The 16,574-nt window shown below is 39.6% G+C and carries 6 protein-coding genes; all 6 read left to right on the forward strand.

What is annotated here, in order from left to right; translation table 11 throughout:
- Positions 1-184: 184 nt before the first annotated feature.
- The 6 genes from L0B70_RS07950 to L0B70_RS07975 all read left to right on the forward strand — a co-directional run bounded on the left by L0B70_RS07950 (position 185) and on the right by L0B70_RS07975 (position 16,563).
- Positions 185-4,957, forward strand: coding sequence for a GEVED domain-containing protein (locus L0B70_RS07950; RefSeq protein ID WP_235141290.1), 4,773 nt, complete (start codon positions 185-187; stop codon positions 4,955-4,957).
- Positions 4,958-5,625: 668 nt separating this feature from the next.
- Positions 5,626-10,881 carry a PA14 domain-containing protein gene (locus tag L0B70_RS07955; RefSeq protein ID WP_235141291.1) on the forward strand — a complete coding sequence of 1,752 codons (5,256 nt, stop codon included), beginning with the start codon at positions 5,626-5,628 and terminating at the stop codon, positions 10,879-10,881.
- Between the two features lie 30 nt (positions 10,882-10,911).
- On the forward strand, positions 10,912-11,214 hold the full coding sequence (locus tag L0B70_RS07960) for a hypothetical protein (RefSeq protein WP_235141292.1): 303 nt from the start codon (positions 10,912-10,914) through the stop codon (positions 11,212-11,214).
- Positions 11,215-11,411: 197 nt separating this feature from the next.
- Positions 11,412-13,349 (forward strand): nucleoside-diphosphate sugar epimerase/dehydratase, encoded by a 1,938-nt coding sequence (locus L0B70_RS07965; RefSeq protein ID WP_235141293.1) that lies wholly within the window; start codon positions 11,412-11,414, stop codon positions 13,347-13,349.
- Between the two features lie 43 nt (positions 13,350-13,392).
- Positions 13,393-14,181, forward strand: a complete 789-nt coding sequence (locus L0B70_RS07970) for a polysaccharide biosynthesis/export family protein (RefSeq protein ID WP_235141294.1) — start codon at positions 13,393-13,395, stop codon at positions 14,179-14,181.
- A gap of 15 nt (positions 14,182-14,196) precedes the next feature.
- Positions 14,197-16,563 (forward strand): tyrosine-protein kinase, encoded by a 2,367-nt coding sequence (locus L0B70_RS07975; protein WP_235141295.1) that lies wholly within the window; start codon positions 14,197-14,199, stop codon positions 16,561-16,563.
- Positions 16,564-16,574 lie beyond the last annotated feature (11 nt).

Here is a 16,574-nt window from a genome sequence, read left to right on the forward strand (position 1 = left end):
ATTCTTAGGAATTTCAATTATTGCGAAAAATATTTTTCGTTAAAATAGGTATTGAGATAAAAATTGTTAATCAAAAAAGGTGTTTTCACCCTGAAAGTGAAGGTGTTCTTTCCCTAAATTTGGTAGTATTTTATAGTGATTGTACAGATTCTATAAAATACAAACCAACACAAAACACAAATTGATGAAAAATTTTTATTTACTCCCATTGCGGGTGTCATTGCTATTGTGCGTGCTTTTCAGTTCACCTCTGCTGCTTGGACAAACCAGAACTGAAGCGGCACAACTTAACAAAGTTTCAAACAGGATTGATATCAGAAGACTTAGCAATAGGACTTTGCAGACTCTCAAGTCCAAAGATTTAAACAAAGTACTTGTAACATCTGATAGTTTGCCGTTGGATGTAATGAAAAGTAAGAGAGAAGTTTTATCCAGAAGGAACGCCACCTCAAAAACGTTTGTAAATGAGGATGATAGCTTTACCTCTTTGATTGCTGCAGGCCCTATCCATTATCGGAATAATGGAAAGTGGGAAGATATTGTAACTTCCATCAAAAAAGAAAAGGCAGGTATTTACGGTTACAGTAACAAAGCCAATATAATGGAGTCCTACTATGGTGAAAATTCGAGAACGGGTATAAAATCTGTCATAAAAGAAGGCGAACTGACAGAGTTTCTAAATACTAGCATGTATTGGGAAAAAAATGGAGTTGCTATTAATAAAATTGCAAACTCAGGAGCGCCCGCGACCCTAAAAGCGGATGAACTTTATTACAAAAATATCTATGGAACGATTTCGGCAGAGTTTAAATCGCTTACGGGAAAAAGAAAACTCACTTATGTCATTCCCGATATTTTAGCACTCGGCAAAATTCCCGCAGAGGCAGAATATTTGGTCTTTTCGGAAGATATTCATTTACCACAAGGATGGAAGTACAAATTAAATGGCAATGTTCTTCTGCTTGAAGATACACAGGATGAACCTGTTTTTCTTTATCATGCGCCGGTTGTTTTTGAAGAATATCTGAGCAGTGAAAAATTTCAATTGACAAAAGATAAACCTGTTCATATTGAAGTTAAAGTCAAAGGAAATATAATTACTTATTTGCTCAAAATAAAACAAAGTTGGCTGAACGATGATTCGCGAATATTTCCTTTAGCTATTGATCCCTCCATTAGTGCGTATCCCAAAAATGAGGTTTATTCTTCGGGTCTATGTGATTCGAGCGGTGTCGGTTTTGATGACATTATCCAAATTGGATACTGGTATAATGATGAAATTGATGGGTATGTTCGTTTTGATCTCTCAGCGATTCCCGCTGGTTCTACCATTACTTCAACTACATCAAGATTGTGGAGATATAATGGTCAGGGCGTAATGAGTGGCAGTAGAAACTATATTCCCGGAAGCAGTAATCTAGATCCTCGTCATTGGTTGGCTTATCAAAATTCAGGAGTATTTGGCTATTATTATGAAGATATGTTTTATTCGTATACAGGAAATCTTTCTACTGCCAATTCTACAAACTTCAATACTAATAATCAGTTTAAAGATAACATATTTAGTGCTGCCGGTAGGACGAATGTGCAAAATGGATTAGCAGATGGGTATGTAAATATTTTATTTTATCCGACTGGAAATGCTTGGACTCCAATAAATGGCGCAGGCAATTATGGAGTTTTTTACGGTTACAGTGCTGCTACTAACAGAAAGCCATATCTTAATATAACTTATACTTCTGCATGTTCTACCATTACATCTGCATCGTCAGACAGATATATTAACGACGTAAAATTTTTAGGAACGTTAAATCCTGATACAGATCAAACTTCTGATTACACCTCCCCAGGTTATAAAGATTACAGAGCGGCAAGCGCGAAAGCAAAGCAGATACCAGGAGGAGGTATTAATGTTTTTATAAACACGACTGGTAGTGCTTCAGTCCGTCCAAGTTATATTAAGGCTTGGGTTGATTGGAATAAAGATGGCATTTATGATCCGGTTACTGAAAAAGTATTTGATTCGGGAAGTGTTTTGACGGTTTCAACCACCTTTGGCTACGTTGTGCCTTTGGGTACTCTTGCCGGAAATTATAATATAAGGCTACGAAATTATTACTACGACTATCAATATGATAATGATGGATATTATTTTGGACCTTGCGGTCCCCGAGCAAATGGAGAAACAGAAGATTACAGTTTCGATGTAATTCCAGATTGTGCGGCGAAAATTACTGGCGTAACAAATGGTCAACGGTGCGGTTCGGGTACAGTCACTTTATCTGCAACAAAATCTGCAACGGCCACAGGATTTGAGTGGTACAGTTCTGAATTTGGCGGGAGTGTTCTAGGTACTGGAAATACATATACCACAGTTGCTCTTTCTGAGGGCACTTATACTTATTATGTTAGTGCAACTAATGGGACTTGTATCTCTGGTAAAAGAACACCAGTAAAAGCCGTAGTTAGTCCTACACCAAATATCACATTTTCCACCTCTAATCCTGATATATGTGGTAATGTAGCTTCAATAATAGTTACATCTTCAGGTGATAAACAGGAGGTGGAGTTATTTACAGAGACTTTCGAAAGTGGTCTCGGAAAATTTACTTCAAATTCTTTAATCGATAATGGTACGACTGTTAACGCTGCAACAGTTTGGCAAAACAAGAGTAGCACATTTATTCCGACTGGAGCGGTTTGGTATCCGGCAATTAACTCCGGTTCTAACAAATTTGCTTTCGCGACTTCAGACGTATTGCCTGTTTCGCAGCCTGATTATTCAATCAATACTGCTTTAACATATTCGTCTGTGGTTATCAATACGACTGGATATCTAAATCTAAAATTATCCTTCGATGGATATTATTCATATTTTGGAACATCCGGCGAAGGATTATTCGTTGAGGTTTCTACAAATGGTACTACGTGGTTTACTGCACGAAATTTTAACTCAAATATTGGGATAGGAACTCGATTTGAAACCAAAGAAGTTGATTTATCTGCATACATTAATCAACCCAATCTGAGACTACGGTTCAGATACATGGCGGGTTGGGCTGATGGGGTTGCGATTGACAACATTAGACTGTATGGCGACAAGCCACTTGCAACCAATTTCACATGGTCAGGAGATACAGGTACTATTTACAACGCTGCCGATTGTGTTTCAGCAGTTCCATCCGGCGGAGCCGCTTCCGTTTGCGTCAAACCAAATAGTGCAGATTTAGAAGTAAAGGAAAACTGGAACGTTAACGCCACTGCGAATTTAAGTAATGGATGTTCCGCCACCGCAACTATAATAATTCCGAACAACAGCAAGATATGGAATACAACTGCCACAGACTGGTTAACAAATAATTGGAAGCCTAATAGCTCAGTTCCGATAGCGGACAAATGCGTCATCATCAAATCGCCCGTTAATATTTTATCTTCAACGAACGCGGTAGCCAAAAACCTTCGTATTGAGAGCACCGGCAAATTGAACATTGCGGCTAACGGATCTTTGACGGTTACGGATGGCATCATCAACCAGGCCACAGATGCAGATCTCGTTATCGCTTCAGATGGCAACCTGAAACAGGTTACCGACGTGCCGGCATCTCCCAACACGGGTTCGGCTACAGCCACACGAAATATAAAATTCCGAAATAACGCGAGGGCTGAGTACAATTATCTGATCTCGCCTGTGGTTGGACAAAGGCTGAAAACCATCTACCCAGGCATTTCGTATGTCCTGTATCATAATGAGGTCAATAATATGTTTGGCAACTCTTCCGGCGCCTATATTCCGGGCAGGGGCCTTGCCGTAAAAGAGGCTACCATGGCGGGTGTCAGCGCGAATAATGTGGATGCCACCTTTAAAGGTGCTCTTGCCAACGGTATTATCAATTTCCCAATGGCCTATACGGACGCTGCGCATGGATACAACCTCGTGGGAAATCCGTATCCTTCCAACATTAACCTGCAGACCTTTTATACGCTGAACAGCGGCAAAATATCGTCTACCATCTATTTTTGGGACAACGCTGCGAATAATGTGTACCAACAGCAGGGAAGCGGGTACAATGGCAGAGCTTATGCCGTGCTTAATGCTTCCAACGGAATGGGAAATGCTGCGGGTTATCTTCTCAGTCCTCAGGAAACTCTTAATACTAAGGTACCTAACGCAATTGCCAAAGTGGGGCAAGGCTTTATGGTAAGAGCACTTGGTGCGGGCACCAATCTGGTGTTTAACAATTCCATCCGCACGACGGACAGTACGGGCGCCAGTTTCTTTAGCAAACCGGCAGATTCTGCAACGAACCGATACTGGCTGCGTCTCATTACGCCAACCGGTTTGGTTAATACGATTGGTGTGGTTTATTACGAGGGCGGTTCCGCCAGTTTCGGAATGGACGATTCCGAAATGAATGTGGATGCATCCGACATGCTTTACAGTCTGGCAGACGATCGCCGCTTGCAGATCGAAGGACGCCCTGTTTTTGAAGATACCGAAAAAATTAATCTGGGCAGCCACCATTTTGCAGCGGGCAACTATACGTTAAGTCCGGGAGACAAAGAAGGCATTTTCGCAGGTTCCCAAAACATCTATCTAAAAGACAAGCAGACGGGCACCATTACCAATCTGAGTGAAGGCGATTATACGTTCGCAGCCAATGCAGGCGAAAGTACGGGCCGATTTGAAATTATTTATCAACCCGAAACTGTTTTAACAACCGATGCTGTTTCGAAAGAGAAGCTGGTCGTGTATCGCAACGCCGGAGATTTTGTGGTGGAGGCGAAAAATACAAAGATCACGGAAATAGAAGTATATGATACCAGTGGAAGGTTAGTGTATGCTGCTCAGCCGCACTCTGTACAAGCCCGTATAGACGCAGGTGCATTCAGCAACGGCATCTATATTCTACGCGTTAATCAGAATGGCGAGATCACCGCACGAAAAATTATTAAGTAAAATTCAGTGCTCTATAAAAGTCCCAATCTTTTCTGAAGGTTGGGGCTTTTCTGTCTATAATGATAAAGGATTGAGTGTTGGGTATAATTACGACGTTTTACTTATGTATCAGATAGTAAGCGATTTTTATTATTTCGGTATTCATAACTTAAAATGTATTTTATTATTCTTTATTAAAGTTCTTATTATTATTAACAATGTATAATTAATGCTTTTGTTTATTAAATTTCGCAACACGAAGAAGTGATATGTATTAAATATCATATTTTTTGAGATTTTTAACAAAAATATTACTAATTTTGTGCACGCTAAAAAAAATGTAAGATTTGTTTTTACTTTAGCGCTAAACACAAATGACATTCCGATAATGAGAAAAAAAACGCTTATTCCGCATGAATTGCACATAAAAGGGATTGTCCATCCTATTACACTTATACTTCTTATCGTTAATATGCTCTGCACCAAAGTGTGTCGGGAATATGCTCTGCACCAAAGTGTGTCGGGCTTTTTTCATGTCTGTTCAATATTTAAAATAAGGCGTGAAATTTCAAAATAGTGCACTTAGCAACGCTCATACTTCCATTTTAAATATTTCGAATCTTTCAACTCAAATTGAATTATAAGCCGACAAAAACTGCGTCTTTGATTTTAAAAAATAAACACAACATATGAAAAAAATTGACCTATTGATAAAAAAAGGTATAGATTTTCTGAAAAATTCAGCTACTGTACTTTTTGAAATTCCAAAAAAGACGAATAAAAATATTTTCTTAGCATTCGTATTATTAATTGCTTTTAATACGTCTGTATACTCACAGTGTAGTTATACAGCGTTGACAAATCCAAATCCTAAGGTTGGAGAGGACTATACTTTCTGTATTGATAATGTTAATACTATTGCAACACCCGCTGTCCACGCAGGTCAATATGTAGTTGTTAATGTCGTCCAAGGGTTTAATTATACATTTTCAGTGGGTGATATTTTTACTTCTCAGGAAAACTTAACACTCTTTAATGCAGAGAACAATTCAAATAATGGTCTTGGCACTACAAGCTACAACAGTGGAAATATCGGTGCTTATATTAATTGGACATCAACTTTTTCTGGAAAGGTAAAAATACAGCTTTCCCGCGCAAGTTGTGATAATACTATAAATGATCGAAATGGTAGTTTGACCCTTAAATTAAATAATATAGGGAATAAAAAGGATGACCAAACTCTAACCAATACAGATAAGTGGATAGGACATGTTTACAATTTAAGTTCTGGTACCGGGATTCCTCCTGGCGGAAATTCATCGGAAACACCAACGGCAAGTGATCCATTTGTAAACTCAAATTATGTTGGCTATTATTCTACTGCTAACGAAGAAATTAATGAAGGTTTTGGTGGAGATAATGCGTGTTTTTTAGTGACTTCTGCTGCGACTACAATCTACACTGAAAAATTTGCAGTTCGCTACCGGATGAATTCGAAAAGACCTGCAGGTTATTATTTCATAAATGTAACAGGCGATGATGGTGTGAGAGCTTATGTTGACGGTGTTTTGGTTGTTAATGAATGGAGAGAACAGGGCGCCACGTCTTACTGTGATAATTTAATATACTTGAACGGCAATAGCAACTTAATCCTCGACTATTACGAAAACGGTGGGCAAAATGTGGTTAAATTTACCTTGAAACCATTTGTTGAAAATAATAATCCTAATATAATTACAGGTTCAACTTCTTATAATTTATGTTCAGGGAGTTCGCCTGGGACCTTAAGTGCAAATCCGTATACACCGTCCTGTGGCGCAAACCCATCGAGACCAAACGTTGGATATCAATGGCAAACATCTTCTGATAATGTTTTATGGACCGACATAAATTCAGCGGGGAATTTACAGAACTATGACGTGCCAGCACTCAGTCCGCTCACAAATACCGTTCGTTATTACAGAAGACTTGTGAAATCAAGAGGTTCAAATGATGCTACCGGGGGTGTAGTAAGTAATATAATCACAGTAAATACAAACGCGGCCACTGTTGGAGGTGCTGTGAACGGTGGTACAACCATTTGTTCCGGAGTTTCCAGTGGAGTATTGACGTTATCTGGTCAAACGGGAAATGTAGTGAGATGGGAAAGCGCCCCAAATGCTTCAGGTCCATGGTCGCCAATCCCTAATACCAATTCCACATACATCTCTGGTCCTCTAACGCAGACTACTCTTTTTAGAGCCGTGGTACAAAATGGTGCTTGTGCGGTGGCAACTTCGTCATCCACAACTGTAACTGTTAATCCCGCTCCTTTGTTAACTACACAGCCAACGGCGCTAACCATTTGCGAAAATACTTCTGGTAGCTTTTCCGTAGTAACTTCGGCGACAAATCCAACTTATCAATGGCAGTATTCGAAAGATAACACAAACTGGACAAATATAAGCGCTACTCTTGGTCCTAATGCCACTAATTATACCACTGCAACAGTTACTTTTAGTAATACTCCATTTGCGTATAATGGTTATTATATAAGATGTTTAGTATCAGCAAGTACAAGTTGTACAACCATTTCTAATGCTGTTTTACTCACGGTGAACCCCAAACTTTCAGCTCCCACAATAGGAACAGTTACACAACCAACCTGCTCCACTGCCACAGGAAGTACTGTTTTAAATGGATTACCCGTGGGTTCATGGTTACTTACCAGAAATCCTGGAAATGTTACCATTGCAGGAACAGGAACAAGTGCAACCATTACAGGGCTTGTCGCAGGAACAAGCTATACTTTTTCTGTAAACAGTTTCACTAATGGATTAAAAGCAGATTATTTCAAAAATATCACCCTCGGTGGTCCGCCCACATTGACGCGTACGGATCCAACAATTAATTTTGACTGGGGAAATGGAAGTCCTGATACAGTGATCCCCGTTGACGGTTTTTCCGCAAGATGGTCAGGCCTTGTACAACCAATTTATAGCGAGAACTATACTTTCTCAACACTTAGTGATGATGGTATAAGGTTATGGGTGAATGGGGTGAAACTTATTGATAACTGGAATGATCACTCCCCAATAACTAATACAGGAAGCATCTTGCTCACAGCCGGGGTGAAATACGATATTATCTTGGAATATTATGAAAATGCAGGAGGTGCTGTGTCTAAATTGTCATGGAGCAGTACAAGTCAGAGTCTTCAAATAATTCCGACCGCACAGTTATTTACTGTAAGTGGTTGTGATTCTCCGCCTTCGGCTAATGTGGTAATCAACCCACAACCTGCAACGCCGGACGCACCAACTGTAACAACTACGACACCGACCTGTTCAATACAGGGAACCGCAAAAATTAACAATTATATAGCCACCAATAGTTACATATTTTCTCCCACTGGACCAACTGTTGGAAATGGTGGAGTAATTTCTGGTTTAGTACCTGGAACAAGTTATACAGTTACGACCACAGATGGAAATTGTACTTCTGTAGCTAGCGCTTCCTTCTCTGTTGCCGCGAAATTAACAACACCGGAAGCACCAACTGTAACAACTACGGCACCGACCTGTTCAATACAGGGAACCGCAAAAATTAACAATTATATAGCCACCAATAGTTACATATTTTCTCCCACTGGACCAACTGTTGGAAATGGTGGAGTAATTTCTGGTTTAGAAGTTGGAACAAATTATACAGTTACTACTGGGAATGGGAGTTGTATATCACCTACTAGCTCTCCTTTCAAAGTGGAAGCGCAGCTAGCTGCTAGTTCGGCCAGCGTCTCAATTGTATCTTCAACATCAGATGCTGTTTGTGCGGGCAGCTCAGTTACATTTACAGCATTACCAACCAACGGTGGAACTTTACCAATCTACCAGTGGCAACTTAATAATACTGATATTATCGGAGCGAATTCTTCCACCTATACTACTACTGATTTAACTAACAATGATAAAATAAATGTAGTAATGATTTCGAATGCAAGTCCCTGTTCAATAGGTTCACCGGCGACTTCTAATGTTGTGACAATAGTTGTAAAACCAATCATGATTGCGAGCGTTTCTATTTCTGTTCCTACCAATATAATCTGCGAAGGAACTCCGAGCTCGTTTACTTTTACGGCTTCACCGACCCATGGTGGAACTGCGCCCAGTTATCAATGGAAAGTGAATGGTAACAATAAAGGAGATAACAGTTCTGTTTTTGCTACTACAGAATTATTGAAAGGCGACGTTATTACCGTGGAGATGACTTCTAATGATACTTCCTGCTTATTAAATACACATGTGACCTCGGAAAGCATAACCATAGAAACAAAAACGACGCTGTACAAAAATATTACCGGATGGACGATTGAACCAACACCCACCCTTTCGGCGGAAATACAGGCGAACTACAGTTCAAGTGTTAATCTGGAAGTCTGTGCCTTGAAAATAACCAATAATGCAGTTGTAAAGATCAATACAGGGAATTACTTTAAAATTCAAAATGATCTCGACGTGAGTACCGGAACGCTGACTGTAGAATCCGACGCTAATTTAATTCAGGTAAATCCGATTGCAGTAAACAAGGGAATTATTACCGTAAAACGCGATCTGAAATTTTCCGCAGCTAGACAGCAATACAATTATTTAATTTCGCCCGTAAAAAATGTAAGTCTGACAGATATTTACAAAAACGCCGAGGGCGGGCCTGTGAAGGTTCCTTTCGTGTTGTATCACAATGAAGCCAACAATAAATTTTATAATTCTTCGGGTGCTTATATTGCCGGCAGGGCTTTGGCGGTGAAAGAAGCCACCGCAGCTGCATTCCCCGTGGGAGCGGGCCCAATAATGAAAGCCACCTTTACCGGCGAACCCGTGAATGGTAATCTTCCTTATACGCTCGTCAATTCAAAACCAGAAGATAGTAACCGCGGTTTCAATTTAATAGGGAATCCATACCCTTCCAATTTAGATTTAGACGCTTTTTATAATGAAAATGCTGAGCATTTAAGTCCCACTTTTAATTTCTGGGACAGCACCGCCAATGATACGTACATACAAGCGGGAGATGGCTACCCAGGCCAGGCTTATGCCCAGTGGAATGCAGCGACGCCACCAGGGGAAGGGAGTGGAACAAAAGCTACAGGTGATATTACGAGCACTAAAGAACCAACCGGATTTGTAAAAGTAGGTCAAGGATTTATGGCAAGAACTACAGCTGCTTCAAAAATTATTACTTTTAAAAATACAATGAGATCTAAAGAAGTTTCCCAAGGTTTTTTCGGAAAAGGAGCGAGGGGAGCCGTTCCGTTTGACCGTTACTGGCTGAATATGACGAGCCCGAGTAATATTACTTCCCAAATTGCAATGGTGTATTTCGAAGGGGGTGATAATGGATATACCAAGGAAGATTCAAGATCATTAGGTGGTTCAGATGCGATTTACAGTATCGTCGAGGGTCAACAGATTTCCATCAATGGTAAAAATTCTTGTGTGAATACGGATGTGCAGCCCTTAGGAAGCAAACATTTCGTCAGCGGAAATTATACGATTGCTCTCGGTGAACAATTAGATGGTGTTTTTGCCAACGGACAGTCAATCTATCTTAAAGACAAACAAGTAGGCATTATTACGAATTTAAGTCAGGGAAGTTATACATTCGCCGCAAATGCAGGGGAAAGTACAGGCAGATTTGAAATTATTTATCAGCCGGAAACGGTTTTGGCAACGGATGGGGTTACAAAGGAAAACCTTCTTGTGTACAGAGATGGAAGTGATTTCGTCGTGAAATCTTCAACAAAAAAAATAACGTCAATCCAGGTGCTGGATACAAGCGGAAGATTAATTTTAAGTCTTCAACCCAACGAAATAATGGCACGAATTAAGGCGGACTCGTTATCAAATGGAATATATTTCCTGCGAATTGAACAGGGTAACCAGGTGAGTGCGAAGAAAATTATAAAATAATCTTCGTCGTTTTTTATCAATTTATTACATTTGATTTATATCTTTGCCTATATTATGCTTTTGATGAGAAAATTTGTTTCGGTCTTCATGCTTTTGTTTTACCTCGCGGTCCCTGCGCAGCAGGAGACTAACCCATTTGCGGCCGCGGAAAATGAAAGCAATGAAACCGGTACGAAGGATAATGGACAAAAAATCGAGCCCCCGACGGCTAATAGCGTCGGAAATCCAGCAGATCCCACTCCCGTCGACGACTACCTTCCGCTTCTCCTATTGACCGGCGTGGGCATTATCGTTTACACGACGTACAGGAAAAAACAAATGACAAAGTCTTAAAATATCAAAACCCGGAATTCCCGGGTTTTTTTGTTTAAAATAATGGCTGAACGTCTGCACATTAGATAAAGTTGAGAGCACGGCAACGAAAAAGAATATTTGAAGGCTGATAATTATTTTGTAAATTTGCGCGCTACTGAACATCGCGAGATTAAATCGTTGGGGAAGGCAGGTGCATCAACTAATCTTACTGAATAATGAATTACCGCAAGGGTTTTAAGAGCAAAATTTACAGTGGCGATAATATTGTCAATCTTTCCGACGTAAGATATCTGCCGCGCTGGATCATTTTGATGATCGATATTTTTCTCATCTTTCTGGCGACCCTTTTCTCGTCGTACATTATTTCAAAACTCAGCTATAATAAGGAGGTTTTTTATAATAACGTGCACATGTTTACGGTGATTGTGGGCGTCAGCGTGGCCTTTATGTATATTTTTAAAACATACGCGGGCATTATCCGCCATTCCACCTTCATTGATCTTTTTAAACTTCTGCTCTCTACTTTTTGCAGTACGCTGACGGTTTTTGTGATCAGTTATACGTATTACATGATCACTGACTTTAAACTGGTGAGCGCGCACATCCCGTTTTTTACCATTTTCTTTGCTTCTTCTTTCATGATCCTTTTTATGTTCCGCCTTTTTGTGAAAGAATTTTTCCACATTGTTCGCGAGTTCAGACGCAGCACACTGAAGAAGCGCATCATCGTACTCGGTATCGACGAAACTTCAATCGCCATCGCGCGAGCGGTGCTCGATAACCCGAATCTGCCGTATCAGATTGTAGGTTTTTTAACGCAGCGGCTGGATTCACGCCGGGCGCATCTCTTAGGAAAGCCCATCTACACGAAAGATAAGATTGAAAATAATTCGAAAGAAAATCTGGCTTTAGATGGGGTGCTGATTATTAAAGAAATGATGTCGAAGGAAGAGATGAATTCCTGGGCGAACCTTTTTCTGGAGAAAGATCTGCAGATCTATACGTCACCATCGGTACAAAAACTTCGGGACAGTGATCTGGGAGGTTCCATTAAAAATCTCCAGATCGAAGATCTGCTGAACCGAAAACCCATCAAAATTGAAAACGAGGAAGTTAATAAAAGGCATTACAGCAATACTATTCTTATTACGGGTGGTGCAGGGTCTATTGGGAGCGAAATCGTGCGTCAGGTTTCGCAGTTTAATCCGGAGTTGATTGTTATTTTAGATCAGGCGGAAACGCCGCTTTATGAAATAGAACACGAAATGCGGGAGAAGTACCCGATGATCAATTTTAAATTTGTGCTTGCCGATATTTCAAACCGCCACCGCATCGAGCCGCTCTTTCAGAAATATCAGTTTTCAATGGTTTACCATGCGGCAGCGTACAAACACGTCCCCCTAATCGAAGAAAATCCGCACGAAGCTGTGCTGGTGAATATTCTGGGCAGCAAGAATCTGTCGACGTTAGCCAGCAAGTATAAGGTGAACCGCTTTGTGATGATTTCTACCGATAAAGCCGTGAAACCGACGAACGTCATGGGTGCATCGAAAAGGGTTGCGGAGCTTTTTGTGCAGGCGCTGCAAAATTCCGAAAATAATGTCACCAAATTTATAACCACGCGTTTTGGTAATGTTTTAGGGTCGAACGGGTCGGTTATTCCGCATTTTAAGAAGCAGATCGAAAATGGTGGTCCGGTTACCATTACGCATCCCGACATTGTACGCTATTTTATGACGATCCCGGAAGCGTGCGAACTGGTGCTGCACGCGGGAACGATGGGTAAAGGAGGAGAGATCTTTGTTTTCGATATGGGAGAACCGGTGAAAATTATTGACCTTGCGAAAAGAATGATTAAACTTTCGGGCTTTGAGCCCGACATCGATATCAAAATCATCTACACTGGTCTTCGCCCGGGTGAAAAACTGTATGAAGAACTTTTGAGCGACGATGCGAAAACGATGCCGACGCATAACGATAAGATTATGATCTCGAAAGATCCCAATATGGAATTCGGAGAAATAGAGAAATTTACAAACCATCTGATTAAGGCGGCCATACGGCGCGAAAAGGTAGAGGTTGTACAAATTCTGAAAGACGTTGTGCCGGAATTTAAAAGCAATAACTCGATTTACGAAGTTTTGGATAAGTAATTTAGAATTGTATATTTGCAAGACTTTTTTTTAAATGGCTATAATGAATAAAAACATATTTCTCTTCTTCGTCGCGATGCTGCTGTTGGTAACTTCCTGTAAAACAAGAGACAAGACCAGTGAGCTTAATTACATGCAGAATGTAGAGCAGGTTGCTACGGAGACCGCTCTTAAAACCGCGGGCAACACCATCCAGAAAGGAGACCAGTTGGTGATTTTTGTGAGTGCCAGGAATATGGAAGTGGTACGACCTTTTAACCAAGGTTACTATACTTCACCTGATCCTACTATTTCTAATGCGCCTAATAGTGAGAAGGTGTATCTGGTTGATAGTGAGGGTGACATAGATTTTCCGGTAATTGGGAAATTAAATACTACCGATAAAACTTTAGAAACATTCAGAACAGAATTAACTGACAGGGTATCAAGGTATGTGAAAAATCCTACCGTTACTATGCGGCTTGCCAATTTCAAAGTCACTTTCCTGGGAGAAGTTGCGCGTCCCGGACAAATTTCAGTGCCGGAAGGTCAAACTACTTTGCTTAATGCATTGGGTTTAGTGGGTGATGTAACGATGTATGCTAAGAGAGATGGTATTCTTATTGTGCGAAATGTGAATGGTACGATCGAAAAGGCAAGAATAAGTTTGATGGATGATAATTTAATCAATTCTCCATATTTTCAGCTTAAGCAGAATGACGTGATTTACGTATCTTCAAACGAAAAGAAAGAGAAAATCTCACGTCAGGATCCGAATATTAATATCTATATTGCTGTAGCAGGTATGGTAGTAGGTCTTGCCGGAATCTTCATTACTATTTTTAGGAATTAATTTTTTATCATATTCATGAGTTTACAACAGAATTCAGAAGCTGCGGCTTCTAGTGAAGATATTAATTTAAATGAAGTCATCAAACCTTACCTTGCCAAATGGTGGTGGTTTGTTCTTTCTGTTTTGGCATTCTTGATTTTAGCGATACTGTATATCAAATCAACCAGCCCTTCGTATAAAATTACCTCAACCGTTTTGGTAAAAGACACCAAAAAAGCTCCCTCTTCAGATATGGGGATGCTTTCTCAATTAGGTGGTTTTGGAAGTATGGGGACGAACAGTATCGATAATGAAATAGAGGTGCTGAAATCCAAGAAGTTAATGCGCGATGTGGTAAATGAGTTGGGGCTTCAAACAAAGTTATATAGCAAAGAAGGACTTAAAACCAGAGAACTCTATGGAAAATCTTCTCCGGTTATCATTCAGCTTATTAATGAAAAGCAATATGATGAACCCATCGAAGAGCCGTTATCATTGAAAATTTCAGGAGATAAATTAGAGCTTTCTTCACCAGAGCTTTCCAAAACAATTATTACTACTTATAATAAAACCATTAGTTTGCCTTATGCAAACATCATGATTCGTAAGAATGTGAATTATGCACCCAAGCCAAAGGATGAATTAGGAGATTTGGAAATTCATTATTCGCCAACGGAAGCTACCATCAGCAGTTTTCAGGAAAATATAACAATAGATTTGGTTAACAAAGACGCAACGGTAGTTGAACTTTCTCTTCCTTATGAACATATCGAAAAAGGGAAAAATATCATCAATAAATTGGTTGATAACTACAATAGCGATGCAATTCAGGATAAAAATTCAGAATCCAAAAAAACCAAAGAATTTATCGATGAACGAATTGGAATTATTGCCAATGAATTAGGAGAGGTTGAAAGCCAGAAAGAACAGTTCAAAGTAGCTAATAACATTACTGATATTCCTGCTGAAGCATCTTTGGCATTAGGAAATTCTGCTTCGATACAAAGAAGACTTCTGGAGACCGAGACTCAGCTTCAATTGACCGATGACCTTATTTCATACGCTTCGAAACTTGGAAGTAACCAAACTTTTCCTTCAAGTGTTGGATTAAGCAATCCTACCGCTTCTGCCAATATCAATGCTTATAACCAATTGGTTTTAGAACGCAACAATCTGTTAGAAAACGCGACACCCCAGAACCCTGTAGTAGCGGATTTGAACAAACAGATTGCAGTATTGCGCTCGTCTGTGATTGATGCGTTGGTGAAAAATAAAGTAGCGATGCAAACCTCAATTAATCAAATTGAAGGGGAACAAAACCTAATCAACAGCAAAATCAATAAAATACCGGCACAAGAAAAACTCTTTAGAAGTATTGAAAGACAGCAACAGATTAAAGAAAATCTTTATTTAATGCTATTGCAAAGAAGAGAAGAAGCTGCTATTTCCTTGGCAATTACCGCTCCGAAAGCAAGAGTGATTGATGTAGCGTATCCATCGGATAAGCCGGTTTCTCCTAAGAAAATGATCATAGCTGCAGTAGCTTTATTGTTGGGACTTTTATTCCCGTTTGCTTATATCTACCTTCATGAATTATTTAATGATAAAATACGCTCTAAACACGATATTGAGAAGAATACTAAAGCTCCAGTTATCGGTGAATTGCCAAGTTTAGAGAAAGGCGATAACGAAATTGTGGTACAGAATGATTTGTCGCCAATGGCAGAGGCATTCAGAATCCTTATCACCAATATGAATTTCATGTTGCCTAAGAAAGCAGAAGGCAAAGTAATTTTTGTTTCATCATCTGTGAAAGGTGAAGGTAAAACATTTACTTCCGTGAATTTAGCTTTAACATTAGCTTCTGTGAGAAACAAAACCATTATTATCGGTTCGGATATTAGAAATCCACAATTGCAACGTTATAATCCTGAAAGAAAAGGATTAGATGGATTAACAGAGTTTCTCTATAAAGAAGATGAAAGAATTGAAGATATTATTCATGTTTCTACATTTAATCCACATTTAGATCTGATATATTCCGGAAGTATTCCACCGAACCCAACTGAGTTATTGGCTAACGGCAGATATGAAGTACTCATCAGTGAATTGAAAAAGAAATATGATTATATCATTGTAGATACGGCACCACTGATGTTGGTTACCGATACCTTGCTTACTACCGAATTTGCTGATGTTACTCTTTATGTAGCTAGATCCGGTATAACAGAGAAATCATTAATTGATTTTGCTAATACTCAAATTAATTCAAATAAAATTAAAAATGTTGGATTTGTATTGAACGATGTAAGCAAAGAACATTTTGGTTACGGAAATAAATACGGATATGGGTATAGCGCTGAGAAAAGATCTTTTTGGCAGAAACTTCGCGATAAATTTTAATTAGTACTTGT

It is taken from the genome of Kaistella sp. 97-N-M2 (assembly GCF_021513235.1).
GTDB lineage: Bacteria > Bacteroidota > Bacteroidia > Flavobacteriales > Weeksellaceae > Kaistella.

Coding starts and splice junctions, on each gene's coding strand:
- L0B70_RS07950 (WP_235141290.1), top strand. CDS start 185: ATGAAAAATTTTTATTTACTCCCATTGCGGGTGTCATTGCTATTGTGC.
- L0B70_RS07955 (WP_235141291.1), top strand. CDS start 5,626: ATGAAAAAAATTGACCTATTGATAAAAAAAGGTATAGATTTTCTGAAA.
- L0B70_RS07970 (WP_235141294.1), top strand. CDS start 13,393: ATGAATAAAAACATATTTCTCTTCTTCGTCGCGATGCTGCTGTTGGTA.
- L0B70_RS07965 (WP_235141293.1), top strand. CDS start 11,412: ATGAATTACCGCAAGGGTTTTAAGAGCAAAATTTACAGTGGCGATAAT.
- L0B70_RS07975 (WP_235141295.1), top strand. CDS start 14,197: ATGAGTTTACAACAGAATTCAGAAGCTGCGGCTTCTAGTGAAGATATT.